Source organism: Saccharothrix sp. HUAS TT1, assembly GCF_040744945.1.
GTDB lineage: Bacteria > Actinomycetota > Actinomycetes > Mycobacteriales > Pseudonocardiaceae > Actinosynnema.
This window is the reverse complement of record NZ_CP160453.1, coordinates 3,749,098-3,775,423: the sequence shown is the minus strand read 5'-3', so window position 1 is coordinate 3,775,423 and position 26,326 is coordinate 3,749,098. Positions and strand designations below refer to the sequence as shown.

The following is a 26,326-nucleotide window of genomic DNA, read 5'->3' as shown; positions in this document are numbered from 1 at the left end:
TCCGCAAACATGCGGAAAGTGCATCAAGCTCAGAACGGCCAGCCGAGCACCGGCAGCCCGACCACCGCGTCCACGGCCAGGCCGCAGAACACGAGCATCAGGTACAGGTTCGACAGGTGGAAGAACTTCATCGTGTTGGTCGACCCGCCGCGCCGCACGACGCCGTGCAGCCGGTGGGCGAACACCGCGAACCACACGCCCGACGCCGCCGCCACCGCCACGTAGATCCACGAGGTGACCGGCGCCAGCAGCAGCGTGCACACCACGGTGATCCACGAGTAGATGACGATCTGCCGGGTGACCTGCTGCGCCGTCGCCACCACCGGCAGCATCGGCACGCCCGCCCGCGCGTAGTCCTCCTTGAACTTCATCGCGAGCGCCCACGTGTGCGGCGGCGTCCAGAAGAAGATCACGCCGAACATCACCAGCGCGGGCCACGCCACCGTGCCGGTCACCGACGACCAGCCGATGATCACCGGCATGCAGCCGGCCATGCCGCCCCAGATGATGTTCTGCGAGGTGCGGCGCTTGAGCACCAGGGTGTAGACGAAGATGTAGAACAGGATCGTGGCCACCGCGAACACGGCCGACATCAGGTTCGTGGTCAGCCACAGGAACCCGAACGACACGACGCCGAGCACGATGCCGAAGACCAGCGCGTTGCGCGGCGGGATCGAGTCCTTCGCCAGCGGCCGGGCGCTGGTGCGCTTCATCACCGAGTCGATGTCGGCGTCGACGTAGCAGTTCAGCGCGTTCGCCGAGCCGGCGGCGAGGGTGCCGCCGGTCAGGGTGCACGCGATCAGCCACAGCGGCGGCAGGCCGCGCTCCGCCAGGAGCATCGCCGGGATAGTGGTGATCAGCAGCAGCTCGATCACCCGGGGCTTGGTCAGCGCCACGTACGCGCCGACGACCTGTCGGGGCGACCGCGCCGGAGCCTCGGTGACGGCACTCATGGCGTCGCGCTCCTCATCAGGTCAGGGGATGGACAGATCGTAACCGCGGGTTCCGAAGGCAGCCCGTTCGGGTACTCCCCGAACGCACCAGCCACGGCTGTGCGCATACCGACCAGGGCTGTGCGTATATCCACAGAGCGTGAGTGCAACGCGCGTCCGCCGGTCGGACTAGGCTGGCCGGTGGACCTTGGTAGCCGCGGATCGGGCCTGACGGGATCGATTAAGTTCGCACCCGGCCGTCACAACCGCCGCCTAGTGAGTTTGGAGCTGGAAGTCAGTGTCCGTCACCGATGACATCGCCCGGTTGACCGAAGCCCACCTGCCCGACGACTGGACCGACCTCGACCGGCGGGCGGTCGACACCGCGCGCGTCCTGGCCGCGGACGCCGTGCAGAAGGTCGGCAACGGCCACCCCGGCACCGCCATGAGCCTCGCGCCGCTGGCGTACGCGCTGTTCCAGCGCGTGATGCGGCACGACCCGGCCGACGCCGACTGGATCGGCCGCGACCGGTTCGTGCTGAGCGCGGGCCACTCCAGCCTGACGCTCTACATCCAGCTGTTCCTCAACGGCTACGGCCTGGAGCTGGACGACCTCAAGGCGCTGCGCACGTGGGGCTCGAAGACCCCCGGCCACCCCGAGCACCGGCACACCAACGGCGTGGAGATCACCACCGGCCCGCTGGGCCAGGGCCTGGCCTCCGCCGTCGGCATGGCGATGGGCGCGCGCCGCGAGCGCGGCCTGTTCGACCCGGACGCCCCGGTCGGGCAGAGCCCGTTCGACCACGACATCTTCGTGATCGCCTCCGACGGCGACATCGAGGAGGGCGTGACGTCCGAGGCGTCGTCGCTGGCGGGCACCCAGAAGCTGGGCAACCTGACGGTGATCTACGACGACAACAAGATCTCCATCGAGGACGACACCGCGATCGCGCTGTCCGAGGACACCGCGAAGCGCTACGAGGCCTACGGCTGGCACGTGCAGGTCGTGGAGGGCGGCGAGAACGTCGCCGGCATCCTGGAGGCGCTGCGCAACGCCAAGGCGGAGACCGAGCGCCCGTCGTTCATCCTGCTGCGCACGATCATCGGCTTCCCGGCCCCGACCAAGCAGAACACCGGCGCGGCGCACGGCGCGGCCCTGGGCGCGGACGAGGTCGCCGAGGTCAAGCGCATCCTGGGCTTCGACCCGGAGCAGACCTTCGAGGTCTCCGACGAGGTGCTGGAGCACACCCGCGCGGTGGTCAAGCGCGGCGAGGCGGCCAAGTCGGAGTGGCAGGAGTCGTTCGACGCGTGGGCCGAGGCGAACCCGGAGCGCAAGGCGCTGCTGGACCGCCTGGTGAACAACCGGCTGCCCGAGGGCTGGGCCGACGCGCTGCCGTCGTGGGACCCGGACCCGAAGGGCGTCGCCACCCGCAAGGCGTCCGGCGAGGTGCTGAACTCGCTCAAGGACGTGCTGCCCGAGCTGTGGGGCGGCTCGGCCGACCTGGCCGAGTCGAACAACACCACGATGAAGGGCGTCGAGTCGTTCGGCCCGGAGTCGATCTCCACCAAGATGTGGAAGACCAGCCCGTACGGCCGCACGCTGCACTTCGGCGTCCGCGAGCACGCCATGGGCTCGATCCTCAACGGCATCGCGCTGCACGGCCCGACCCGCCCGTACGGCGGCACGTTCCTGGTGTTCAGCGACTACATGCGCCCGGCGGTCCGGCTGGCCGCGCTGATGAAGTCCCCGGTCGTCTACGTGTGGACGCACGACTCCATCGGCCTCGGCGAGGACGGCCCCACGCACCAGCCGATCGAGCACCTGGCCGCGCTGCGCGCCATCCCCGGCCTGACCGTCCTGCGCCCGGGTGACGCGAACGAGACGGCCGCCGCCTGGCGGGCCATCGTCGAGAACGCCGAGGGCCCGAAGGGCATCGCCCTGACCAGGCAGAACCTGCCGGTGCTCGAAGGCACCAAGGAGAAGGCGACCGAGGGCGTCGCGCGCGGCGGCTACGTGCTGGAGGGCGACGGCGAGCCGGAGCTGATCCTCATCGCGACCGGCTCGGAGCTGCAGATCGCGGTGGAGGCGCGCAAGGTCCTCGAGGCCGAGGGCGTCGCCACCCGGGTGGTGTCCATGCCGAGCGTCGAGTGGTTCGACGCGCAGGACAAGGGCTACCAGGAGCAGGTGCTGCCGTCGTCGGTGAAGGCGCGCGTGGTGGTCGAGGCGGGCATCGCCCAGCCGTGGCACCGGTTCGCGGGCGACGCGGGCGAGATCGTCTCCATCGAGCACTTCGGCGCGTCGGCGGACTACCAGACGCTGTTCCGGGAGTTCGGGTTCACGACGGAGAACGTCGTCGCGGCGGCCCGCCGGTCGCTCGCCGAGGTCAAGTGACCGGACCGGCCCAATCCCACACAGACTGCACGGGAGTTGACGAGATGAGCACCAATCCGCTGGCCGAGCTCAGCGACGCGGGCGTGTCGATCTGGCTGGACGACCTGTCCCGCGAGCGGCTGAACACCGGCAACCTGGCCGGCCTGATCACCGACCAGCACGTCGTCGGCGTGACCACCAACCCGACCATCTTCGCCGCCGCCCTGGCCAAGGGCGCCGCGTACGACGAGCAGGTGCGCGAGCTGGTCGCGCGCGGCGCGGACACCGACACGGCGGTCCGCGAGATCACCACCTCGGACGTGCGCCACGCGTGCGACCTGTTCCGCGACCTCTACACCGCCACCGACGGCGTCGACGGCCGGGTGTCGATCGAGGTCGACCCGCGGCTGGCCAACGACACCGAGGCCACCGTCGCCGAGGCGCTGGACCTGGCCAAGGCCGTGGACCGGCCGAACCTGCTGGTCAAGATCCCGGCCACGGTCGAGGGCCTGCCCGCGATCACCCGGGTGCTCGCCGAGGGCATCAGCGTGAACGTGACGCTGATCTTCTCCGTCGAGCGCTACCGGCACGTGATGGAGGCGTTCGTCACGGGCCTGGAGCAGGCCAAGGCCAACGGGCACGACCTGCACGGCATCCACTCCGTGGCGTCGTTCTTCGTGTCCCGGGTGGACAGCGAGATCGACAAGCGGCTGGACGCGCTGGGCACCCCGGCCGCGGCGGAGCTGCGCGGCAAGGCGGCCATCGCGAACGCCGTGCTGGCCTACGCCGCGTACGAGGAGACGTTCAAGGGCGAGCGCTGGGAGGCGCTGGCCGCCGACGGCGCCCGCGCGCAGCGCCCGCTGTGGGCGTCCACCGGTGTGAAGGACCCGCAGTACTCCGACACCCGGTACGTGGACCAGCTCGTGGTGGCCGGCACGGTCAACACGATGCCGGAGAAGACCCTGCACGCGGTCGCCGACCACGGCAGGATCGAGGGTGACACCGTCAGCGGGCGGGCCGCGCGGGCGCAGGAGGTCTTCGACGGGCTGGTCGAGGTCGGCATCGACCTGGACGACGTGTTCGTCGCGCTGGAGACCGAGGGCGTCGACAAGTTCGAGAAGTCGTGGGCCGAACTGCTCGAGACGGTGACCGGACAGCTGAACCAGGCCAAGGGCTGAGGACGGGTACTGAAGATGACCGAGGTGATCTCCGTGGAGATCGTCCGCACGCCGAACCAGGACCAGGTCGACATCGTCGTCGGCGACCTGGTCCGCGACTCGGCTCCGAGCAGGCTCACCGCCGGTGACGCCACCCTGTGGGGCGCCGGGGCGGAGTCGGAGGCGTCGATCCGCCTGGCGTGGACGACGTTGCACGAGACGTCCCGCCCGCTGGTCGCGGAGATCACCGCGCTACGCGGCGAGCTGCTGGCCGAGGGCGTGGACCGGGTGGTCCTCGCCGGCATGGGCGGCTCGTCGCTCGCGCCCGAGGTGATCACGGGCACGGCCGGCGTCCCGCTGGTCGTGCTCGACACCACCGACCCCGGCCAGGTCGCCGACGCGCTGGCGGGCGACCTGGAGCGCACCGTCGTGGTGGTGTCGTCCAAGTCGGGCGGCACCGTCGAGACCGACAGCCACCGGCGGATCTTCGAGGCCGCGTTCGAGGCCGCCGGGATCGACGCGGCGTCGCGGATCGTCGTGGTGACCGACCCGGGCTCGCCGCTGGAGGCGGCGTCGCGGGAAGCGGGCTACCGCAGGGTGTTCCTGGCCGACCCGCACGTCGGCGGCCGGTACTCGGCGCTCACCGCGTTCGGCCTGGTGCCCTCGGGCCTGGCCGGCGCGGACGTCGGCCGGCTGCTGGACGAGGCCGCGGCCGCCGCGCCGCTGGTGTCGGCCGACTCGCCGGACAACCCGGCGGTCGTGCTGGCCGCCACGTTCGCGGTGGCGCACGCGCACGGCGCGGAGAAGATCGTGTTCGCCGACACCGGCTCCGGCATCGCCGGGTTCGGCGACTGGGCCGAGCAGCTGATCGCCGAGTCGACCGGCAAGAACGGCACCGGCCTGCTGCCGGTGGTGGTCGAGGGTCCCGGCGCGCCCGGTTTCGTGGACGCCCGCTCGGACGCCACCACCGTCGCGATCGGACCGGCCACCGGCTCGTCCACGCTCTCGGTCGAGGGCTCGCTCGGCGCGCAGTTCCTGGTCTGGGAGTACGCGACCGCGCTCGTCAGCCGGGTGCTGGAGATCAACCCGTTCGACCAGCCCGACGTCGAGGCGGCGAAGAAGGCGGCCCGGTCCCTGCTGGACTCCCCCGCCGCGTCGTCGGCCGAACCGGCCTTCGTGGACGGTCCGATCGAGGTCCACCCGAGCGAGGGCTGGCTGCCGGCGGACGTGAAGACGGTCACCGAGGCGCTGCGGGCGCTCGTCGCCGCCGCTCCCGAGCACGGCTACCTGTCCGTGCAGGCGTACCTGGACCGGCTGGACGACGCGTCGTTCGCGCTGGTCCGCCCGGAGCTGGCGCAGCGGACGCACCTGCAGACCACGTACGGGTGGGGACCGCGGTTCCTGCACTCGACCGGCCAGTACCACAAGGGCGGTCACCAGAACGGCGTTTTCCTGCAGCTCACCGGCGCGTCCGAGACGCACCTGGAGGTGCCGGGCCGGCCGTACGACCTCAGCACGCTGCAGACGGCGCAGGCGCTGGGCGACGGCCAGGTGCTCGCCGAGCACGGCCGGCCGGTGCTGCGGCTGCACCTGACCGACCGCGTCGCCGGGCTCGCGCAGCTCGTGGAAGCGATCCAGGAGGACGGCTCGTGAGCGCTCCCGCCAAGCGCAACCCGCTGCGCGACCCGCGGGACAAGCGGATGCCGCGGATCGCCGGGCCGTCCGGCCTGGTGATCTTCGGCGTGACCGGCGACCTGTCCCGCAAGAAGCTCATGCCCGCGATCTACGACCTGGCCAACCGCGGCCTGCTGCCGCCGGGCTTCGCGCTCGTCGGCTTCGCCCGCCGCGACTGGGCCGACCAGGACTTCATGAAGGTCGTGCACGACGCCGTCAAGGAGCACGCGCGCACGCCGTTCCGGTCCGAGGTCTGGGACCAGCTCGCCGAGGGCATCCGGTTCGTGCAGGGCACGTTCGACGACGACGCCGCGTTCGACACGCTCGCCGCGACGCTGTCCGACCTGGACCGCGACCGCGGCACCGGCGGCAACCACGCGTTCTACCTGTCGGTGCCGCCCAGCGCGTTCACCACGGTGGTCAACCAGCTCAAGCGCGCGGGCCTGGCCACGCCGCCCACCGACAGCCCCGACCAGTGGCGCCGGGTGGTCATCGAGAAGCCGTTCGGCCACGACCTGGCCAGCGCCAAGCAGCTCAACAAGACCGTCAACGACGTCTTCCCCGAGGAGTCGGTGTTCCGCATCGACCACTACCTCGGCAAGGAGACGGTGCAGAACATCCTGGCGCTGCGCTTCGCCAACCAGCTCTACGAGCCCATCTGGAACGCCAACTACGTCGACCACGTGCAGATCACCATGGCCGAGGACATCGGCCTCGGCGGTCGCGCGGGGTACTACGACGGCATCGGCGCGGCCCGCGACGTGATCCAGAACCACCTGCTCCAGCTGCTCGCGCTGACCGCGATGGAGGAGCCGGTGTCGTTCCGGCCGAGCGACCTGCGCGCGGAGAAGGTGAAGGTGCTGTCCGCGACGCGCCCGGTCGGGCCGTTCGACGGGACCACCGCGCGCGGCCAGTACACCGGCGGCTGGCAGGGCGGGCAGAAGGTGCCCGGCCTGGTGGAGGAGGGCGGGTTCGCCAAGGACTCGGTCACCGAGACCTACGCGGCCATCACCTGCGAGGTGAACACCCGGCGCTGGGCCGGTGTGCCGTTCTACCTGCGCACCGGCAAGCGCCTCGGCCGCCGCGTCACCGAGGTGGCCGTGGTGTTCAAGCGCGCGCCGCACCTGCCGTTCGACGACACCGCGACCGAGGAGCTGGGGCAGAACGCCCTGGTGGTGCGGGTGCAGCCGGACGAGGGCGTGACCATCCGGTTCGGCTCCAAGGTGCCCGGCAACACCATGGAGGTCCGCGACGTCACGATGGACTTCGGGTACGGGCACGCGTTCACCGAGTCGTCCCCGGAGGCCTACGAGCGGCTGCTGCTGGACGTGCTGCTCGGCGAGCCGTCGCTGTTCCCGAAGAACGACGAGGTCGAGCTGTCCTGGGAGATCCTGGACCCGGTCCTCGCGCACTGGGGCGCCACCGGCGCGCCGGAGAAGTACAAGGCAGGCACCTGGGGGCCGGCGTCGGCGGACGAGATGCTGGCCCGCACCGGCAGGCACTGGAGGCGTCCGTGATCATCGACCTGCCCTCGACCACCACGTCGCAGGTCAACAGCAAGCTCGTGCGGCTGCGCGAGGAGGGCGGCGCGGTCACCCTCGGCCGGGTGCTGACGCTGGTCATCGTGACCGACGACGGCACCAAGACCGAGGAGGCCATCGACGCGGCCAACGACGCCAGCCGCGAGCACCCGTGCCGGGTGATCGTGGTGGCGCGCGGCGCGCGCAAGGCCGCCCCCCGGCTGGACGCGCAGATCCGCGTCGGCGGTGACGCGGGCGCGTCCGAGGTCATCGTGCTGCGGCTGTACGGCGAGCTGGCCAACGAGGGCGCCTCCTGCGTCGTGCCGCTGCTGCTGCCGGACACCCCGGTGGTGGCGTGGTGGCCGAACGAGGCGCCCGCCGTGCCCGCGCAGGACCCGATCGGGCAGCTCGCGCAGCGCCGGATCACCGACGCGGCGGCCGAGAAGAACCCGATCAAGGCGCTGGAGCAGCGGCGCGCCGGCTATACGCCCGGCGACACCGACCTGGCGTGGACCCGGTTGACGCTGTGGCGGGCGATGCTCGCGTCGGCGTTCGACCTGCCGCCGCACGAGAAGGTCACCGAGGCCGAGGTGAGCGGGGAGAGCGACTCGCCGTCGACCGACCTGCTGGCCGCCTGGCTCGCCGGGTGCCTGCGGGTGCCGGTGAGGCGGGCGAAGGCGGCGCGCGGCGAGGGCATCGTCGACGTGCGGCTGGAGCGCCGGTCCGGTGTGGTGGAGCTGTCGCGGCCGGACGGGAAGGTCGGCGCGCTGACCCAGCCCGGCCAGCCGGAGCGGCGGGTCGCGCTGCAGCGGCGCCAGGTGCGGGACTGCCTGGCCGAGGAGCTGCGCCGGCTGGACCCGGACGAGGTGTACGAGACGGCGTTGCGGTCGCTCGGCAAGGTCGTGCGCGGTCGGACCACGCCGAAGCCGGCCAAGGCCGCCGCGGCGGCGCCTGCCGCGCCTGTTGCGGCTTCCGCGGCTTCGCGCAAGCCCGCCACGGCCCGCAAGTCCTCGGCCGGAACCGGAACCGGAACCGCCAAGGCGAAGTCCGAGGGCGCCGTGAAGGCCGACACCCCGGCCGCTGCCGACGCGTCCTCCGCGCCTGCCGCTTCGAAGCCCGCCGCCTCGAAGCCCGCTGCCGCCAAGCCCGCTGCCGCCAAGCCCGCTGCCGCCAAGCCCGCCTCGGCTGCCGCCGAGAAGCCCGCGGCCAAGGCTGTGGCCAAGGCCCCGAAGCAGGCCAAGTCCAAGACGAAGGCGGGTTCGTGAGCCGTCCCGAGGTGGTGGTGCACCGCGACGGCGACCTGCTGGCCGCCGCCGCGGCCGCCCGCCTGGTCACCGGGCTGGTGGACGCGCAGCACGAGCGCGGTTCGGCGTCGCTGGTGCTGACCGGCGGCCGGACCGGCGCGGCGGTGCTGCGGCACCTGCGCGACACGCCCGCCCGGGACGCGGTGGACTGGAGCCGGGTCGACCTGTACTGGGGCGACGAGCGGTTCCTGCCCGCCGGGCACCCGGACCGCAACGAGACGCAGGCGCGCGAGGCGTTCCTGGACCACGTCCCGGTGCCGGCGGCGCGCGTGCACGTCGTGGAGCCGTCCGACGGGCGGTTCGGTGACGACCCGGAGGCCGCCGCCGAGGCGTACGCCGCCGAACTGCTCGCGGCCGGCGGCGGTTCCGCGCCGTCGTTCGACGTGTGCCTGCTCGGCGTCGGGGAGGAGGGGCACGTGGCCTCGATCTTCCCGGCGTCGCCGGCCGTCCGGGAGCGGGAGCGCGCGGTCGTGGCCGTGCGCGACTGCCCCAAGCCGCCGCCGACGCGGGTCAGCCTCACCCTGCCCGCGATCCGCGCGGCGCGCGAGGTGTGGCTGATGACCACCGGCTCGGCGAAGGCCGGGGCCGTCGCCACCGGCCTCACCGGAGCGGACGAGGTCGACCTGCCCGCCGCGGGCGCCCTCGGTCGGCAGCGCACCCTGTGGCTGCTCGACTCGGCCGCCGCGGCGGAGGCGCCGGACCTGTTCACCCCGCCATCGGACTGAGCCCCCACTGCTCCACCCGCTGCCGCCGTCGCCCCTCGGGCACGGCGGCAGCGGCGTGATGTGCGGCACTCAAAGTCTGACCCCGGCCACGGTGTCCGCTCACCGGACGTTCGCGCTCGCAATTTTGTCCGCTGCCGGGCGTTCCGATCGGGTAATCACAGCATCTCGAAGGGTGAGCGGGTCGATCGAGGACGGTCGGGGGCGGAGAGGCGGGTCATGCCAAGCGCGATGACAGCGCAGTACGGTGAGGACCGGCGGATAGCTGACACAGGAGGTCCGACCCTGGCCGGCAACGCTGTCGAGAGGCTGCCGAGCGGTCGGGTCAACGGCGTCCCGCCCGAACGGGTGCGGCGTGCTGCCTTCCTCGGGGTGCTCGGGCGGTGGCTGGGGCGGCACCGGCAGCTGGCGTTCGACGTGGCGGCCGTCGGGATCGCGGCGCTGGACGTGTGGCTGCGGGTCGTGCCCGAGGCCGAGCGGTACAACTACGTGCTGTCGATCATCTCGGTGGCCGCCGTCGCCCTGCGCCGCCGGTTCCCGTTCCTGGTGGTGCTGATCGCCGTGCCCGGGTTCCTGGCCGGGTGGGCGCAGCTGGCGGCGATGATCGCGCTGGGGACGTTGGCGCGGCGGAAGCTGCTGTCGGCGCAGACCTACGTCGGGGCCGGGCTGGTGTGGCTGAGCCGGTTCTTCGTGTGGCCGCCGGACGAGTTCGTGGCGCTGGACTGGAAGACGCACGTGCACAACGCGATCTACGGGTGCATCGTCGCGGGGATGCCGATCGCGATCGGGTTGCTGGCGCACGCGCGGGAGGAGTTGTCGGCGCGGATCGCCGAGCTGGCGGCGAGCCGGGAGCGGGAGCGGATGCTGCACGCGCACGCGGTGCGGTCGGACGAGCGGGCCAGGTTGGCGCGGGAGATGCACGACGTCGTGTCGCACCAGGTGAGCTTGATCGCGATGCAGGCGGGCGCCCTGCGCGTGGCGGCGGCCGACCCGAACGCGAGGCAGGTGGCCGGGACGATCCGGATGCTGAGCACGCGGACGTTGGACGAGCTGCGGCAGTTGGTGAGCGTGCTGCGGACCACCAGCGGTGACGACTCGCCGCAACCCCGGGTCGAGGACCTGCCCCAACTGGTGAGTTCCGCGGGGATTCCGGCGACGTTGAGCGTGCAGGGCCAGGTCGCCGACCTGCCCGCGCCGGTGTCGGGCGCGGTGTACCGGACGGTGCAGGAGGCTTTGACGAACGTGCGCAAGCACGCGTGCGGCGCTCCGACGACCGTGCGGGTGGTGTCGGAGGTCGACCGGTTGTCCGTGGAGATCCGCAACGACCGCCCGGAGGGGTCGCACGACTGCGGGGCGCTGCCCAGCGGGGGGCACGGGTTGGTGGGGCTGCGGGAGCGGGCGGCGCTGTTGAACGGTGAGCTGGAGGCCGGGCCCACGGACGACGGCGGATTCTCGGTGCGCGTGACGTTCCCCCTGGTCAGACCCATGGACAACTGACGCCATGGGTCACTCATTCGAGTGATCATCACCGAACTTGCCCAGGAAACACTGTTATTCTCGACCTCGAACGTCGGTTGAAACAACGAGGACCGCCCGACCAACCCACCCGCCAACCCCACCGGCCCACCACCCCGCACCACCACCACCCCGACCCCGCACCGCCACCACCCCACCACTCCTCACCGCCCACTACCCCACCGCCCACCGCCACTGACCGCCACTCACCCTTGCCCAACCCGCCTCCTCCGCCACCCAGCTACCCGCCACCTGCCAACCGCCACCCACTCGGCCCGCTGGTAGCCGGAGCATCGACAGTCAGTCCACCGGCGAGCGGCCTACCGCCCGACCTCCCGCCGCCTCGGTCAGGCTTCGGCAGCCAGGCAGTCGGGGACCAGGCTGTCAGCGGCCAGGCTCCGAGTGGCTGGGTAGCCAGCGGCCAGGCAGCCAGCCAGCGGCCAGGCTTCGAGCAGGCAGGCAGTCGGCGGCCGGGACTCGGGCGGCTAAGCAGCCAGCGACCAAGCTTGGGCAGGTAGGCAGGTAGGCAGGTAGGCAGGTAGGCAGGTAGGCAGGCTTCAAGCGGATAGGCAGTCGGCGATGGGCAAGATTCTCAGCGCAGCGGCGAGGTAGTCGGCGACCGGGCCCTAGGCGGTCAAGCTCTCGGCAGCCAAACTCGGCGGCAGGGCTCTCGGCAGCCAGACCGCCCGCAGGATCGCCCCCGTCGCGTCCTATCGCGTCCCGTCGCCCGGTGAACTGCGGCGGTCACGAGCGTCGGCGACCGCCGAGCGTCCAGCGGGAGAATCGCCGCTCAGCGGAGAGCGGACCGGCCGGTGGCGATGGCCGTGCACACGGCGGCGGCCGAGCCCAGTGCGCCGCAGACCAGTGCCGGCCACAGGTCGGGGGTGTGGCGCAGCAGCACGGACGGCAGGAGCCACACCGCCACGCCGAGCGCGAACCCCAGCGGGGCGGCGCTGAGGATTGCGGTGGGACCTGCGGGGCGGCGGTGTCGGCGCAGGGATCGCAGGATCGACTCCAGGTACGCGAGTGCGAACAGCAGCAGCACCGCGCTCCCCGCGCCCATGATGCTGACCATCGGGTTGGTGGTCGGCTGGAGGGAGTAGTCCTGCGACTCGCCGCCGGTCGTCACCGTGGCCACCGCTGCACCTCCCACGATCCAGCGGCTGGCGCCGGGGAGTTCGAAGGTCAGCGGGGAGGTGGGGGTGGCCTCGGCGGGGGACGGGGGTGTGGCGGGGACGTCGGCCAGGGTGATGCCGGCCGCCGTCACGGTCAGGCGGGCAGTGGTGGGGTTGCCGGTGCCGATGGTCACCGGTTTGCTCAGGTCGGCGGTGAGCGGTGGCAGGGAGCGGGTCGGGGCGGTGAACGGGGTGGCCAGCATCAGGGCGCCGGTCAGGGCCGCTGCCAGGGCGAACCAGCGTGCCGGTTTCGGTGGGGTGAGGATTTGGGCGGCGGGGATCAGGGGGGCGGCGCCCAGGTGGGCGGGGGTCGGTGGGGTGTCGGTGTCGGCGAGGGTTGCGCGGACGGGGTGGTTGAGGGTTTCGCGGAGTGAGGGAGAGGTGGAGGGAGGGTGGGAGCCGGTGGGGTGGGTGGCGGCAGTGGCGTAGGTGGTGGCGGGGTGGGTGGCGGCGGCTACTTGGGGGGTCAGGTGGACCGGGGTGCGCAGGCGCAGGAGCCAGTCCCGGCCGAAGACCTCGGTGGCGGCGGTGGCCAGGTCGACGGCGAAGGTCTCGGCGTTGCGGTACCTCGCCGCGGGGTCGCGTTCCAGGCCGCGCATCACCACCCGCGCGAGCGGGGGTGGGACTTCGACCAGGGGGCGCGGTTGCTGGTACACGTGGCGCTGGATCATCGCCAGGGCGCCGCCGCCGCTGTCGAACGGCAGGCGGCCGCTCAGCAGTTCGTACAGCACGGTCGCGGCGCCGTAGACGTCGGCGGCGGGGCTGAGGGGGTTGCCCAGGGCCTGTTCGGGTGACAGGTACGCGGGTGTCCCGAGCACCTGGCCACCGTGCGTCACCAGCGTCGCACCCTCGCTGACCACCTGCGAGATCCCGAAGTCGGCGACCTTCAGCACCCCGCCGGACGTGAACAGCAGGTTCTTCGGCTTCACGTCCAGGTGCAGCACCCCGGCGCCGTGCGCGGCGTGGAGGCCGGACAGCATCGCCAGCCCCAGAGCACACGATTGGGCGGGTGTGACGCCTGGACCGGTGAACTTCGACCACACCGTGCCACCGTCGAGCTTTTCCATCACCAGCAGGTGCTCGCCGCGGTCCTGCACGTAGTCGTACACGGGCACGATGTGCGGGTGGTCGAGCCGCGCCAGCAGCCGCGCCTCGTGCGCGAACCGGGCGCTCATCCGCTCGTCGGACGCCAGCACGCCCGGCAGCCGCTTCACCGCCACCGCCCGCCCCAGCGGCCGGTGCACGGCCGCGTACACGACCCCCATCCCGCCGCGCCCGACCTCGGCGCCGATCTCGTACTGCGGTAGTGCCGCGACGACGTTCGCCGACACCGTCACGCGACACCGCCGGGCAGCGGCCGGGTGATGCGCTGGGTGCTCTCCGGGTCGAACGGCGGATCAGCGGGCGGATCCAAGGGTGGGTCCAGGGTCGAGTCGGGGTGCGGGGTCAGGTAGCCCAGGGCGAACGCCGCCGCGGCCGCGCCGAGGATGAACGGGATCTCGGCGGCCGGCGCGGGGGCCATGATCCGCAGCACGGACAGCGAGATGACCGCGACGAGCCCGGTGCCGACGCCGGCGGGCAGGAACCGCATGGCCCGCTGCCACCGGTTGGCGGGCAGTCGGCGGCGGGCCAGGGCGATCAGGGCGCCGGTCCAGGCGAGCACGGTCAGGCCGAACACCGCGAGCCCGAACACCCCGTACACCGACCACACCGAGCCGCGGACGTCGCCGGTGGTGGCGATGGCCGCGATCGGGTCGCGGTTGGTGTCGAGGACTTCCAGCTCGGTGGGCAGCAGGCCGGTGGCCTGCGTGCCGAGCTGGCCGAGGTCGAGGACGAAGCCGCGGGTGACGCTCTGCTTGGCGGGCACGTCGAACGGCACGGTGGTGTCGTAGGAGAAGAACGTCAGCGCCAGCGCCGTGCCGGCCAGCCGGATGGTCTTGACGTGCAGGACCGCGTCCGTTCCGTTGTGGACGGTGACGGAGATGCGGGAGGACGCGGACGGGTCGAGCAGCAGTTCGCCCGAGCCGACCGGGGTGCCGTCCACTGTGGCGTTGATGGTGACCGCGTCCCCCGCGGCGTCGGCCGGTGCGACGCCGAGGAAGATCCCGCACAGGAGCAGTGAACCGACGCTGCTCATAATGCGTCTCACAGGGGCACCTCATGGTGGGTCGGCGGACGGGTATCCGGGAGTCTGTATGCGATCGGCTGGAACACTAGCTCTACTCGGTGCCGTGGCCTATGGCGTTACGGCCCTTGTGGCGGCGCCGGTGTCGGCGCAGCAGCAGGGCGTGGCCACCGTGAGCCCGGATTCGGGTCCGGCCGGGACGACGTTCTCGGTGAGCTGGTCCGGTGTGTACCTGGACCCGGACTGCCAGAACTACACCGTGCAGCTGGTGTGGGACGGCAGGCAGGTGGTCGGCAGCGGTCGGCACACGGGGCGCGGGTCGGGGTCGGGTTCGGGGAAGGCGCCGTCGGACGCGGGTGTGGGTGGGCACCGGGTCACGGTCCGCCCGCAGTGCGCGTCGACGTCGACCCCGTCGGACGGTTTCACGGTGACGCCGACGCCCACGACGACGACCACCGCGCCGCCGGTCACGACGACGACCGCTCCCCCGCCGGTGACGACGACGACCACGCGTCCGCCGGTCACCACGACCACCACGACGACGACCACCACGACGGCCACGACCACCACGACGACCGGCAGCTCCGCCCCGCCGGCGGTGACGACGACGGCGCCGTTCGACGGTGACGGGGCGTTGACCCTGGACAAGGACAACATCCAGCCGGGCGATCCGCTGACCGCGACCGGGACGGGGTGCGAGCCCGGTTCGCCGGTGCGGCTCAGCTCGCTGGGCGAGGCGGTCGGGACGGCGAAGGCGGACGGGTCGGGCACGTTCAGCACCAGGGTGGAGTTCACCACGATCCAGCCGGGGCGGCACGTGATCCGCGCGGACTGCGGTGTGGTGCTGGTGGGCAGCGTGGACGTGGCGTTGACCAGTTCGACCGGCGGCACGACGTCGACGCTGGTGGTGCTGGTGTTCTTCCTGCTGGTGGGGGCGGTCCTGGTGCGGCGGCTGTTCGCGGGCCTGTTCACCCGGTCGGACTGAGCGGCCGGGGTGCGACGACGAGGTCGAGGACGGGGTCGGTGCGACGACGTGATGCGACGACGGCCCCCGCGGAGGTTCCCGCGGGGGCCGTCGTGCCGTTGTCGCCCGGCTAGGGCTCTTCGCGCTGCTTGCGCAGCTTGGTCAGCGCCTCTTCGAGGATCGCCTCGCCGTCCGCGTCGGAGCGGCGCTCCTTCACGTACGCCAGGTGGGTCTTGTACGGCTCGTTGCGCGGCGGAGCAGGGGGTGCCTGCTCGTCGCGCCCGGCCGGCAGACCGCACCGGGGGCAGTCCCAGTTCTCCGGGATCTCGGCTTCGACCGCGAACGACGGCCGGGACTCGTGCGCGTTCGCGCACCAGTACGACACCCGACGTCGGGGCGCGGACTCGCCGCGCTCCGATTCGCCCATCGGGCCTGCGCCGACGCGGGTACCGCGAATCGCGTTACCACCAGCCATCGACCCTCACACCCCCACCACGTGGATTCCCTGTGTCCGCGTCGGCCGACGCCGTCGGCGCCCGCCGACCTGTGTCAGTTGACCTTCATCAACAGCCCGACACCAACGATGGCGATGACCCAGACGGCGCCGACGAACAACGTCAGTCGGTCGAGGTTCTTCTCCACCACGCTGGAACCGGACAGGCTGGACTGCATACCGCCGCCGAACAGCGAGGACAGACCGCCGCCGCGCCCGCGGTGCAGCAGCACGAGCAGGATGAGCAGCAGGCTGGAGACGATCAGCAGGATCTGAAGGAACAGGATCATTTCTTCCTCGCTGTCAGGCAGGTGACGCCACAGAGTACCCGGTTGACTGCCGACCGTGGACCACCGAGGGGTGAGCGCGGGTCAGTCACTTCAGGGTAGAGGTCCACCGGCGGCGAGTGCGCAGAGCTTCGCGAACTCGTCCGCATCCAGGCTCGCACCTCCCACAAGGGCGCCGTCGACGTCCTTCTGGGCGATCAACTCGGCGATGTTGCCGGACTTGACCGAGCCGCCGTAAAGCACTCGAACGGCCGAAGCGACGTCCTCGCCGTACAGCTCGGCGAGCTTGACCCGCAGGACGCCGCAGACCTCCTGGGCGTCGGCCGACGAGGCGACCTTGCCGGTGCCGATGGCCCACACGGGCTCGTAGGCGATGACGACGTCGCGGACCTGCTCGGCGGTGAGGCCCTCGAGGCCCGCGACGAGCTGGTCGGTGCAGTGCTCGACGTGGCCGCCGGCCTCGCGGACCTGCAGCTGCTCGCCGAGGCAGAAGATCGGGGTGACGCCGTGCTTGAGCGCCGCCTTGACCTTCTTGTTGACCGTGGCGTCGTCCTCGCCGTGGTACTCGCGGCGCTCGGAGTGGCCCACGGTGACGTAGGAGCAGCCGAGCTTGGCGAGCATCACGCCGGAGATGTCGCCGGTGTAGGCGCCGGAGTCGTGCGGCGAGAGGTCCTGGGCGCCGTACTTGAGCTTGAGCTTGTCGCCGTCGACCAGGGTCTGGACGGACCGGATGTCGACGAACGGCGGCAGCACCGCCACCTCGACCTTGGCGAAGTACTTCTCCGGGAGGGAGAAGGCGATCTTCTGCACCAGGGCGATGGCCTCGAGGTGGTTGAGGTTCATTTTCCAGTTGCCCGCGATGAGGGGCTGACGCTGGGCCATCACGCCTCCAACACAGACACGCCGGGCAGTTCCTTGCCCTCCAGGTACTCCAGGGACGCCCCACCGCCGGTGGAGATGTGCGAGAACCCGTCCTCGGGCAGGCCGAGGGCGCGCACGGCCGCGGCCGAGTCGCCGCCGCCGACGACGGTGAACGCGTCGCTCTTGACCAGCGCTTCGGCCACCGCGCGGGTGCCGCCGGAGAACGCCTCGAACTCGAACACGCCCATCGGGCCGTTCCAGAAGACGGTCTTGGCGTCGGCGAGCTTGCTCGCGAACAGCTCGCGGGTCTTCGGGCCGATGTCCAGGCCCTGCCGGTCGGCGGGGATGGCGTCGGTGGCCACGACCTCGTGCTCGGCGTCGGCCGCGAAGTCGGTGGCGGCGAGCACGTCGACCGGGAGCACCAGTTCGACGCCGCGCTCCTCGGCCTCGGCGAGGAAGCCGCGGACCTGGTCGAGCTGGTCCTCCTGGAGCAGCGAGCCGCCGACCTCGTGGCCCTGGGCCTTGAGGAAGGTGTAGGCCATGCCGCCGCCGATGAGGAGCCGGTCGACCTTGGTCAGCAGGTTCGCGATGACGCCGAGCTTGTCGGACACCTTCGCGCCGCCGAGGACGACGACGTAGGGGCGCTGGAGGTCGTGGGTGAGCTTGCGCAGCACCTCGACCTCGGCCAGCACGAGGCCGCCCGCGTAGTGCGGGAGCTTCTTCGCGACGTCGTAGACGGACGCCTGCTTGCGGTGCACGACGCCGAAGCCGTCGGAGACGAACGCGTCGGCCTTGGCGGCCAGCTCGTCGGCGAGGGCGGCGCGCTCGGCGTCGTCCTTGCTGGTCTCGCGGGCGTCGAAGCGGATGTTCTCCAGCAGCACGACGGTGCCGTCGCCGGCGGCCTCCGTGCCGATCTCGACCGGTCGGCCGAGCAGCTCGCCGAGCCGCGTGGCGACGGGGGCGAGGGAGAACTTGGGGTCGGGCTCGCCCTTGGGGCGGCCCAGGTGGGCGGCGACCAGGACGCGGGCGCCCGCGTCCACGAGCGCCTTGATCGTCGGGACCGACGCGCGGACGCGGCCGTCGTCGGTGATCCGGTCGCCGTCGAGGGGGACGTTCAGGTCGGCGCGCACCAGGACGCGCCGACCCGAGACACCCTCGCTGAGCAGGTCGTCGAGAGTCTTCACAGCGAGTGATCCGCCTCTTGGCTCAGAGCTTGCCGGCGACGAGGTTGACCAGGTCGGCGAGGCGGTTGGAGTAGCCCCACTCGTTGTCGTACCAGCCGACGACCTTGACCTGGTTGCCGATGACCTTGGTCAGCGGCGCGTCGTAGATGCACGACGCCGGGTCGGTGACGATGTCGGCCGACACGATCGGGTCGGTGTTGTAGCGCAGGTAGCCCTTGAGCGGGCCGTCGGCGGCGGCCTTGTAGGCGGCGTTGACCTCGTCCACGGTGACGTCGCGGCCGACGGTGACGGTGAGGTCGGTGGCCGAGCCGGTGGGCACGGGCACGCGCAGGGCGTAGCCGTCGAGCTTGCCCTTCAGCTCGGGCAGGACCAGGCCGATGGCCTTCGCGGCGCCGGTGCTGGTGGGCACGATGTTGAGCGCGGCGGCCCGGGCGCGGCGCAGGTCCTTGTGCGGCGCGTCCTGGAGGTTCTGGTCCTGGGTGTAGGCGTGGATCGTGGTCATGAGGCCACGCTCGATGGTGAAGCTGTCGTGCAGCACCTTGGCCAGCGGGGCCAGGCAGTTGGTGGTGCACGAGGCGTTGGAGATGACGGTCTGCGAGCCGTCGTACTGGTCGTCGTTCGCGCCCAGCACCACGGTGAGGTCCTCGCCCTTGGCCGGCGCGGAGATGATGACCTTCTTGGCGCCGCCCTCGTCCACGTGCTTGCGCGCGGCCGAGGCGTCGGTGAAGAAGCCGGTCGACTCGACGACGACGTCGACGCCGAGGTCCTTCCAGGGCAGCTTGCCGGGGTCGCGCTCGGCCAGGGCCTTGATGACCTTGCCGTCGACCGCGATGCCCTCGTCGGTCACGGTCACCTCACCGTCGAGGCGGCCGAGGATGGAGTCGTACTTGAGCAGGTGGGCCATGGTGTTGACGTCACCGAGGTCGTTGAAGGCGACGATCTCGATGTCGTGCCCGCTGGCCTGAACGGCGCGCCAGAAGTTGCGACCGATGCGGCCGAAACCATTGACACCTACGCGAACCGTCACGGTGAGTCTCCTCGTACTCGACTGGCGTTCTCCGCCAGGGGCGTGCAGTCATGGGGCTGACCAGGCAGCCGCAGTCAGCCTAGCCGCCACGTTGCGGCCCTGGTCACTCGCACCTCCAGGATCTCTTTATCGAACAAGAAAATCCAGCTTGTCAGCGTTGTTACCTCTAAGTAACAACTTTCGGTCGTTCGGCTGTCCGATGGGTGTGGCCGTCACTCGGACGGATCGGGGTTGCTCGCGGTGAGCAGCGGTTGGAAGAAGCCGGTGTCGGCCGGCTCGTGCCACGTGGCGCCGGTGAACCCGGCGTCGGCGGCGAACCCGGCGAGCCGGTCGCGGCCCAGCGCCCAGTACCGGGCCCGGCGGACGTCGGCGGTCCACGCCGCCCCGCTCGCGGTGAGCTGGAACAGCTCCAGGTCGTAGTGCTCGCCGTCGTCGTCCCAGTGCCACAGCTGGAAGCTCACCGCGCGGCCGGCGGGACCGGTCGTGGGGTGCGCGGGGGTGGCGGTCGGGCGGGTGGCGAGCAGGTCGTCGTAGGGGCGGGTGGTGACGACCAGCAGGCCGCCGGGCGCGAGCGCGCGCCGCATGGACGCCAGGGCGGCGCGCACGTCGTCGGCGGTCAGCAGGTGCGGCAGCGAGTTGTCCGCGCACACCACGGCGTCGAAGCGGCCCGCCCGCACCGGCAGGGACCGCATGTCGGCCGCGGCGGTGGTCAGCCGCAGGCCGCGGGTGCGCGCCTCGCGGGAGGCGCGGGCCGCGGCGGCGGGGCTGAGGTCGGTGGCGACGACCCGGTGGCCGAGCGCGGCCAGGCCGAGGGCCTGGGTGCCGATGCCGCACGCGCAGTCCAGCACGTCCTTCGGGCCGGGGCCCAGCGCGCGGCGCAGCACCCCGTCGAGGGCCGCGCCCTGGCGGCCGACCGAGGCTTCCCAGTCGGCGTAGAGCAGGTGGTAGCGCTCGGCGAGCCCGTCGTAGAAGCCGCGCGCCGCGGTGTCCTCGTCCGGCATGGCGGCACGGTACGCGCGCGGGGCCCGCGCGCACGAGCGGTTCGCGCTCCCCCGGCCCCTGGACGCCGGGGCCGTCAGACCTCGGCGTCGAGCATGTCGGCGGTGACGGCGGACTCGGTGTCGGGCAGGCCCAGTTCCTTGGCGCGCTTGTCGGCCATCGCCAGCAGGCGGCGGATGCGGCCCGCCACGGCGTCCTTCGTCATCTGCGGCTCGGACAGCTGGCCCAGCTCCTCCAGCGACGCCTGGCGGTGCGCCAGCCGCAGCGCGCCCGCCGCGGCCAGGTGGTCGGGCGCCTCGGGGCCCAGGATCTCCAGCGCGCGCTGCACCCTGGCCGCGGCGGCCACCGCCGCGCGGGCCGAGCGGCGCAGGTTCGCGTCGTCGAAGTTGGCCAGCCGGTTCGCCGTCGCCCGCACCTCGCGGCGCATCCGGCGCTCCTCCCAGGCCAGCACGCTGTCGTGCGCGCCGAGCCTGGTCAGCATGGCGCCGATCGCGTCGCCGTCCCTTATCACCACCCGCTCCGCGCCGCGCACCTCGCGCGACTTGGAGCCGATGCCCATCCGCCGGGCCGCGCCGACCAGCGCCAGCGCCGCCTCCGGCCCGGGGCAGGTCACCTCCATCGAGGAGGACCGGCCGGGCTCGGTCAGCGAGCCGTGCGCCAGGAACGCGCCGCGCCACGCCGCCTCGGCGTCGCACACCCCGCCCGACACGACCGGCGCGGGCAGGCCGCGCACGGGCCGGCCGCGCGGGTCCAGCAGGCCCGTCTGCCTGGCCAGGCCCTCGCCGTCCTTGACCACGCGCACCACGAACCGGGTGCCCTTGCGCAGGCCGCTGGAGGTGATGGTGAACACGTCGGACTGGTGCCCGTACAGCTCGTGGATCTCCCGCCGCAGCCGCCGCGCCGTGGAGCCCAGGTCCAGCTCGGCCTCGACGACCACCCGGCCGCCGACGATGTGCAGCCCGCCCGCGAACCGCAGGAGGGAGGCGACCTCCGCACGGCGGCAGCAGGTCTTGGCGACGGCCAGCCTGCTCAGCTCGTCCTTCACCGCCGACGTCATCGCCACGGCGCCTCGCCTCCCCTGGTCGTCCGGTCTTCCTGGAGGGTTGTACTCGACGCCCCGCCGGTCCCGTCAGCAGGGCCGGCCAACGCCCGCGTGATGCCCAGCGCCAGCGCGACCGGGTCGTGCCGGTCCGGCGCGCCCGCCACCGCGATCGGCGCGAGGTGCGCGGCAGCGCCGAGAGCTGCGGCGGCCCGGCGCAGCCGGTCCGGCACCGGCACCGCGTCGACGTCGGCGATCACCGCGTCCACCCGCAGCTCGGGCGCGTGCTCGCACAGCACGTCGAGGTGCAGCTCCGGCGAGAAGCCGTCGGTTTCCCCCGGTTGGGGGACGAGGTTGAGCACCACGACCTTGCGCGCGGACGTGCGGACCAGCGCGTCGTGCAGCTCGGGCACGAGCAGGTGCGGCAGCACGCTGGTGAACCAGGAGCCGGGTCCGAGCAGCACCACGTCCGCCGCGAGGACCGCCTCGACGGCCTGCGCGCAGCCCCGGGGGGCCTCGCCGGGGCCGCCCGGGCCGTGCAGCCGGATGCGCTGCACCCGGCCCGGCGTGGTGGCGATCGCGACCTGGCCGCGGATGCGGCGCACCACGTCGGCGTCGTCGTCCAGGCCGGTCACCTCGGCCTCGATGGACAGCGGTTCGGTGCACATCGGCAGCACCCGGCCGCGCACGCCGAGCAGCCGCCCGGCCGCCTCCAGCACCGCGACCGGGTCGCCCAGCTGCTCCAGCAGGCCCGCCAGCACCAGGTTGCCGACGGCGTGCCCGGCGAGCGCGCCGGTGCCGCCGAACCGGTGCTGGAACAGCGTCGACCACAGGGCGTTCGCCGGGTCCTCGCCGGCCAGCGCCACCATCGCCTTGCGCAGGTCGCCGGGTGGCAGCAGGCCCAGCTCGCGGCGCAGGCGCCCCGACGAGCCGCCGTCGTCGGCGACCGTCACCACGGCCGTCACGTCGTCGGTCACCCGGCGCAGGGCGGTGAGCGTGGCGTGCAGCCCGTGCCCGCCGCCCAGCGCGACCGCTGCGAGGCTCACTCGCGTCCCAGGTCCCGGTGGACGACCTTGACCGCCATGCCGTCCTCGCTGGCCAGCCTGCCCGCCAGCTCCTCGGAGATGGCGACGCTGCGGTGCTTGCCGCCGGTGCAGCCGACCGCCAGCGTCAGGTACCGCTTGCCCTCGCGCCGGTAGCCGGCGCCGATGAGCCGCAGCAGCTCGTGGTAGCGGTCCAGGAACTCGTCCGCGCCCTCCTGGGTGAGCACGTAGTTGCGCACGTCGCCGTCCAGGCCGGTCTGCTCGCGCAGCTCGGGGATCCAGAACGGGTTCGGCAGGAACCGCACGTCCATCACCAGGTCGGCGTCCATCGGCAGGCCGTACTTGTAGCCGAACGACAGCACGGTGACCCTGGTGCGGGTCGCCGACTCGGTGCCGAACGTGTCCTCGATCTTGGCGCGCAGCTGGTGCACGGACAGCGCCGAGGTGTCGAGCACCAGGTCGGCCTCCTCGCGCAGCGGCGTGAGCAGGACCCGCTCGGCCTCGATGCCGTCGGCGAGCCTGCCGTCCGCCTGCAGCGGGTGGCCGCGCCGGACCGACTCGAACCGGCGGATCAGCACGTCGTCGGTGGCCTCCAGGAACAGCACCTTCGGCTTGTAGCCGCGCGCGTCCAGGTCCTTGATGACCGCCGCCAGGTCCTCGGTGAACGCGCGGCTGCGCACGTCCATCACCACCGCGACCCTGGTGATGGCGCCCCTGGCCTGCGCGCCGAGCTCCACCATGGTCGCGATCAGCTCGGGCGGCAGGTTGTCCACCACGAACCAGCCGAGGTCTTCCAAGCACTTCGCGGCCGTGCTGCGGCCCGCCCCGGACAGGCCGGTCACCACCGCGACTTCGATGCCGGACTTCTCGCCGGCCGGTGCGCTCACTTCTGCTCCTGTCGATCTTCGGTTACCGGCTCCGCCGCGCCCAGCGCCGCCAGCACGGCCTCGGCGGTGCGCCTGCCCACCCCGGGCACGACGCTGATCTCCTCGATGCTCGCCTCGCGCAGCTTCTTCAACGAGCCGAAGTGCTTGAGCAACGCGGTCCTGCGGGTCTGGCCCAGGCCCGGCACCTCGTCCAGCGCGGACGTCGTCATCCGCTTGGACCGCTTCTGCCGGTGGTAGGCGATGGCGAACCGGTGCGCCTCGTCGCGCACCCGCTGCAGCAGGTACAGGGCCTCGCTGGTGCGGGGCAGGATGACCGGGTCCGGCTCGCCTGGCACCCAGACCTCCTCCAGCCGCTTCGCCAGGCCGACCACCGCGACGTCGGTGATGCCCAGCTCGGCCAAGACGTCGGAGGCTACCTGCGCCTGCGCCGCGCCGCCGTCCACGACCAGCAGGTTCGGCGCGTAGGCGAACCGGCGCGGCTTGCCCGTCTCCGGGTCGATGCCGGGCGTCGGACCCGCCTTGACGTCCTTGTTGTCCCGCAGGAACGCCTGGAACCGCCGCCGGACGACCTCGGCGATCGAGCCGACGTCGCCCTGCTCGGCGCCCTCGCGGACGGCGAAGCGGCGGTACTCGGACTTGCGGGCCAGGCCGTCCTCGAACACGACCAGCGACGCCACCACGTCGGTGCCCTGGACGTGGCTGATGTCGGTGCACTCGATGCGCAGCGGCGCGGTGTCCAGGCCCAGCGCCTCCTGCAGCTCCTGCAGCGCCGCCGACCGGGCCGTCAGGTCGCCCGCGCGGCGCAGCTTGTGCTGCTGGAACGCCTCCTTGGCGTTGCGCTCCACCGTCTCCATCAGCGCCCGCTTGTCGCCGCGCTGCGGCACCCGCAGCGCCACCCGGCCGCCGCGCAGGTCCGACAGCCACTTCTCCACCGCCGCCGCGTCGTCGGGCAGCTCGGGCACCAGCACCTCGCGCGGCACCGGCGCCGACTCCACGCCACTGGCCAGCGCCGACTCGGCCTGCTCGCCGTAGAACTGGGTGACGAACTGGTCGACCAGGCCGGTCACGCCGCCGTCGTCGACCTTGTCGACCACCCAGCCGCGCTGACCGCGCACCCGGCCGCCGCGCACGTGGAAGACCTGGACCGACACCTCCAGGTCGTCCTGCGCGAACGCGACCACGTCGGCGTCCGTGCCGTCGCCGAGGACCACGGACTGCTTCTCCAGGGCGCGCTTGAGCGCGGCCTGGTCGTCCCGCAGGCGGGCGGCCTTCTCGAACTCCAGCTCCTCGGCGGCGGCCGTCATCTCGCGTTCGAGGCGGCGGACCATCGAGTCGGTGCGGCCGGCCAGGAAGTCGCAGAAGTCCTCGACGATGTCGCGGTGCTCGTCCGGGCCGACCCGGCCGACGCAGGGCGCGGAGCACTTGTCGATGTAGCCGAGCAGGCACGGCCTGCCGATCTGGCCGTGCCGCTTGAACACGCCCGCCGAGCAGGTGCGCGCCGGGAAGACCCGCAGGAGCAGGTCCAGCGTCTCGCGGATCGCCCAGGCGTGCGCGTAGGGGCCGAAGTAGCGGACGCCCTTGCGGCGCGGGCCGCGGTAGACGTGCAGGCGGGGGAACTCCTCGTTCAGCGTCACGGCGAGGACCGGGTAGGACTTGTCGTCGCGGTAGCGGACGTTGAAGCGCGGGTCGAACTCCTTGATCCAGTTGTACTCCAGCTGCAGCGCCTCGACCTCGGTGCCGACGACGGTCCACTCGACGCTCGCGGCGGTGGTGACCATCTGCCGGGTGCGGGGGTGCAGGCCGGTGATGTCGGCGAAGTAGGAGTTCAGGCGCTGGCGCAGGCTCTTGGCCTTGCCGACGTACACCACGCGGCCGCCGGCGTCGCGGAACTTGTAGACGCCGGGGGCTTCGGGGATGGTGCCTGTCGCGGGGCGATAGGTCGACGGGTCGGCCACGGGTAGAGGGTACGTGCGCCCACCGACAGACCTGTCCAAGGCCGACCGGTCGGGGACGCGCGCGGGGTCCCGCGGCAGGTCCCCCGGCCGGGGGGCGGCCCGGCCGGGTGTCCGCTCAGGCCAGCACCACCTGGCCGGCCTCCACCTTCACCGGGACCTCGGCCAGGCCCTTGGTGGCCGGGCCCTTGGTCACGGCGCCGTCGGCGGCGTCGAACGTGCTGCCGTGGTTCGGGCACGTGATGACGCCGTTCTCGGGCGGCGAGACGGCGGTGCCCTGGTGCGGGCAACTGGCGTCGTAGGCCTTGATGGCGTCGCCGGTGCGCACCAGCACCAGCGGCTTGCTGGTGGCCGGGTTGCCGGCGATCAGGCCGCCGCCGTCGGGCACGTCGGCGAACGCGGCGATGGACGCCGTGCCGTTCGTCGCGGTGCCGCCGCCCGTCGGGGTGCCCCCGGCGGGCGCGGTGCCGGTGCCGGCGCCGCTCGGCGTCGAGCCGCTGCTGCACGCGGCCAGGCCGCCCGGCACCGCCAGCGCGACCAGCACGCCGCACAGCACCGAGCGACGGGACAGCCCTGTCTTCTCCACGGAACTCACAGCAAGTCCTCCGCTACGTCGTGGTGGGATGGTCGTTCGGCCACACAGGCAATACGACACGACGTGAAGCGGGGGTTCAAACAGTTCGGCCGTTGGGACGGGATCTTCAGGAGAGCACCACGTCCGGCCCGGCCACCGAGACCGCCACCTCGGTCAACCCGCGGGGTGACGGACCGGACAGCACCGCGCCGGAAACCGGGTCGAACGCGCTGCGGTGCGTCGGGCAGGTGATCGCGCCGGCGGCGGGCGGGTTCACCGTGGTGCCCTGGTGCGGGCAGGCCGGGTTGAACGCCCGCACTTCCGACTCCGATGGCCTGACCAGCAACAACTGGCCGTCTCCGGCGACGTCGACCAGCGCGCCGGAGCCGATCGGCAGGTCGGCGAGCCCGGCGATCCGGTCACCCGCGCGGGCGGAGCCGACCCCGGGCCGACGCGTCGGCCCGCCCGCGCCGCAGGCGGTGAGGGCGAGCAGTCCGCACAGCAACGTCCGTCGGTCCACC

Annotated in this window: 23 protein-coding genes; 8 read left to right on the top strand and 15 right to left on the bottom strand. The window is 72.5% G+C overall.

Annotated features, from left to right (window positions below):
• Positions 1–29: 29 nt before the first annotated feature.
• Positions 30–953, bottom strand: coding sequence for a heme o synthase (locus AB0F89_RS18460; RefSeq protein ID WP_367137799.1), 924 nt, complete (start codon positions 951–953; stop codon positions 30–32).
• 277 nt (positions 954–1,230) lie between these two features.
• Between AB0F89_RS18460 and tkt the strand changes: the two genes are divergently transcribed.
• From tkt to AB0F89_RS18425, 7 genes are all read left to right on the top strand, one after another.
• The gene (gene tkt, locus AB0F89_RS18455; protein ID WP_367137797.1) at positions 1,231–3,324 is read left to right on the top strand and encodes a transketolase; all 2,094 of its coding nucleotides are present in this window, start codon (positions 1,231–1,233) and stop codon (positions 3,322–3,324) included.
• A 44-nt stretch (positions 3,325–3,368) separates the two neighbouring features.
• On the top strand, positions 3,369–4,481 hold the full coding sequence (gene tal, locus AB0F89_RS18450; RefSeq protein WP_367137795.1) for a transaldolase: 1,113 nt from the start codon (positions 3,369–3,371) through the stop codon (positions 4,479–4,481).
• Positions 4,482–4,496: 15 nt separating this feature from the next.
• On the top strand, positions 4,497–6,113 hold the full coding sequence (locus tag AB0F89_RS18445; protein ID WP_367137793.1) for a glucose-6-phosphate isomerase: 1,617 nt from the start codon (positions 4,497–4,499) through the stop codon (positions 6,111–6,113).
• Between the two features lie 47 nt (positions 6,114–6,160).
• Positions 6,161–7,651 (top strand): glucose-6-phosphate dehydrogenase, encoded by a 1,491-nt coding sequence (gene zwf / locus AB0F89_RS18440; protein WP_367138918.1) that lies wholly within the window; start codon positions 6,161–6,163, stop codon positions 7,649–7,651.
• Entirely contained in the window at positions 7,648–8,919 is a 1,272-nt protein-coding gene (opcA, locus tag AB0F89_RS18435; protein WP_367137791.1) for a glucose-6-phosphate dehydrogenase assembly protein OpcA, read from the top strand. Before zwf ends, opcA begins: the two co-directional genes overlap by 4 nt.
• Positions 8,916–9,683 carry a 6-phosphogluconolactonase gene (gene pgl / locus AB0F89_RS18430; protein WP_367137790.1) on the top strand — a complete coding sequence of 256 codons (768 nt, stop codon included), beginning with the start codon at positions 8,916–8,918 and terminating at the stop codon, positions 9,681–9,683. Before opcA ends, pgl begins: the two co-directional genes overlap by 4 nt.
• Before the next feature lie 228 nt (positions 9,684–9,911).
• The gene (locus AB0F89_RS18425) at positions 9,912–11,177 is read left to right on the top strand and encodes a sensor histidine kinase (RefSeq protein WP_367137788.1); all 1,266 of its coding nucleotides are present in this window, start codon (positions 9,912–9,914) and stop codon (positions 11,175–11,177) included.
• An 808-nt stretch (positions 11,178–11,985) separates the two neighbouring features.
• Here AB0F89_RS18425 and AB0F89_RS18420 read toward each other — a convergent pair.
• On the bottom strand, positions 11,986–13,707 hold the full coding sequence (locus tag AB0F89_RS18420) for a serine/threonine-protein kinase (protein WP_367137786.1): 1,722 nt from the start codon (positions 13,705–13,707) through the stop codon (positions 11,986–11,988).
• Positions 13,704–14,519: a hypothetical protein gene (locus tag AB0F89_RS18415; RefSeq protein ID WP_367137784.1), complete on the bottom strand. Its 816-nt coding sequence runs from the start codon at positions 14,517–14,519 to the stop codon at positions 13,704–13,706. The genes AB0F89_RS18420 and AB0F89_RS18415 overlap by 4 nt, the downstream gene beginning before the upstream one ends.
• Before the next feature lie 82 nt (positions 14,520–14,601).
• On the opposite strand from AB0F89_RS18415, the gene AB0F89_RS18410 reads away from it, so the two are divergent.
• A complete protein-coding gene (locus AB0F89_RS18410) occupies positions 14,602–15,480 on the top strand; it encodes a hypothetical protein (protein ID WP_367137782.1) in 879 nt (292 codons plus the stop codon).
• 109 nt (positions 15,481–15,589) lie between these two features.
• On the opposite strand, the gene AB0F89_RS18405 is transcribed toward AB0F89_RS18410, so the two are convergent.
• The 12 genes from AB0F89_RS18405 to AB0F89_RS18350 all read right to left on the bottom strand — a co-directional run bounded on the left by AB0F89_RS18405 (position 15,590) and on the right by AB0F89_RS18350 (position 26,325).
• Entirely contained in the window at positions 15,590–15,934 is a 345-nt protein-coding gene (locus AB0F89_RS18405; protein ID WP_015103628.1) for an RNA polymerase-binding protein RbpA, read from the bottom strand.
• 74 nt (positions 15,935–16,008) lie between these two features.
• On the bottom strand, positions 16,009–16,242 hold the full coding sequence (gene secG, locus AB0F89_RS18400; protein ID WP_106620004.1) for a preprotein translocase subunit SecG: 234 nt from the start codon (positions 16,240–16,242) through the stop codon (positions 16,009–16,011).
• Between the two features lie 90 nt (positions 16,243–16,332).
• Entirely contained in the window at positions 16,333–17,121 is a 789-nt protein-coding gene (gene tpiA / locus AB0F89_RS18395) for a triose-phosphate isomerase (protein WP_367137780.1), read from the bottom strand.
• Positions 17,121–18,284: a phosphoglycerate kinase gene (pgk, locus tag AB0F89_RS18390; protein WP_367137778.1), complete on the bottom strand. Its 1,164-nt coding sequence runs from the start codon at positions 18,282–18,284 to the stop codon at positions 17,121–17,123. The genes tpiA and pgk overlap by 1 nt, the downstream gene beginning before the upstream one ends.
• Positions 18,285–18,306: 22 nt before the next feature.
• A complete protein-coding gene (gap, locus tag AB0F89_RS18385) occupies positions 18,307–19,311 on the bottom strand; it encodes a type I glyceraldehyde-3-phosphate dehydrogenase (RefSeq protein WP_367137776.1) in 1,005 nt (334 codons plus the stop codon).
• 212 nt (positions 19,312–19,523) lie between these two features.
• Complete coding sequence (locus AB0F89_RS18380) at positions 19,524–20,312, bottom strand: class I SAM-dependent methyltransferase (protein ID WP_367137774.1); 789 nt, start codon at positions 20,310–20,312, stop codon at positions 19,524–19,526.
• Positions 20,313–20,386: 74 nt separating this feature from the next.
• A complete protein-coding gene (gene whiA / locus AB0F89_RS18375; RefSeq protein WP_367137772.1) occupies positions 20,387–21,373 on the bottom strand; it encodes a DNA-binding protein WhiA in 987 nt (328 codons plus the stop codon).
• Positions 21,364–22,395 (bottom strand): uridine diphosphate-N-acetylglucosamine-binding protein YvcK, encoded by a 1,032-nt coding sequence (yvcK, locus tag AB0F89_RS18370; protein ID WP_367137770.1) that lies wholly within the window; start codon positions 22,393–22,395, stop codon positions 21,364–21,366. Before yvcK ends, whiA begins: the two co-directional genes overlap by 10 nt.
• Positions 22,392–23,279, bottom strand: a complete 888-nt coding sequence (rapZ, locus tag AB0F89_RS18365; protein ID WP_367137768.1) for an RNase adapter RapZ — start codon at positions 23,277–23,279, stop codon at positions 22,392–22,394. The genes yvcK and rapZ overlap by 4 nt, the downstream gene beginning before the upstream one ends.
• Positions 23,276–25,234, bottom strand: a complete 1,959-nt coding sequence (gene uvrC, locus AB0F89_RS18360; RefSeq protein WP_367137766.1) for an excinuclease ABC subunit UvrC — start codon at positions 25,232–25,234, stop codon at positions 23,276–23,278. Before uvrC ends, rapZ begins: the two co-directional genes overlap by 4 nt.
• A gap of 115 nt (positions 25,235–25,349) precedes the next feature.
• Positions 25,350–25,826 (bottom strand): Rieske (2Fe-2S) protein, encoded by a 477-nt coding sequence (locus AB0F89_RS18355; protein WP_367137765.1) that lies wholly within the window; start codon positions 25,824–25,826, stop codon positions 25,350–25,352.
• A 106-nt stretch (positions 25,827–25,932) separates the two neighbouring features.
• Positions 25,933–26,325 carry a Rieske (2Fe-2S) protein gene (locus AB0F89_RS18350; RefSeq protein WP_367137763.1) on the bottom strand — a complete coding sequence of 131 codons (393 nt, stop codon included), beginning with the start codon at positions 26,323–26,325 and terminating at the stop codon, positions 25,933–25,935.
• Position 26,326: the final 1 nt, after the last annotated feature.

Bases quoted from the DNA above. Each gene is read 5' to 3' on its own strand.
- AB0F89_RS18460 (WP_367137799.1), bottom strand. From the start codon at position 953: ATGAGTGCCGTCACCGAGGCTCCGGCGCGGTCGCCCCGACAGGTCGTC.
- tal (WP_367137795.1), top strand. From the start codon at position 3,369: ATGAGCACCAATCCGCTGGCCGAGCTCAGCGACGCGGGCGTGTCGATC.
- AB0F89_RS18445 (WP_367137793.1), top strand. From the start codon at position 4,497: ATGACCGAGGTGATCTCCGTGGAGATCGTCCGCACGCCGAACCAGGAC.
- zwf (WP_367138918.1), top strand. From the start codon at position 6,161: ATGCCGCGGATCGCCGGGCCGTCCGGCCTGGTGATCTTCGGCGTGACC.
- AB0F89_RS18425 (WP_367137788.1), top strand. From the start codon at position 9,912: ATGACAGCGCAGTACGGTGAGGACCGGCGGATAGCTGACACAGGAGGT.
- AB0F89_RS18405 (WP_015103628.1), bottom strand. From the start codon at position 15,934: ATGGCTGGTGGTAACGCGATTCGCGGTACCCGCGTCGGCGCAGGCCCG.
- secG (WP_106620004.1), bottom strand. From the start codon at position 16,242: ATGATCCTGTTCCTTCAGATCCTGCTGATCGTCTCCAGCCTGCTGCTC.
- tpiA (WP_367137780.1), bottom strand. From the start codon at position 17,121: ATGGCCCAGCGTCAGCCCCTCATCGCGGGCAACTGGAAAATGAACCTC.
- AB0F89_RS18380 (WP_367137774.1), bottom strand. From the start codon at position 20,312: ATGCCGGACGAGGACACCGCGGCGCGCGGCTTCTACGACGGGCTCGCC.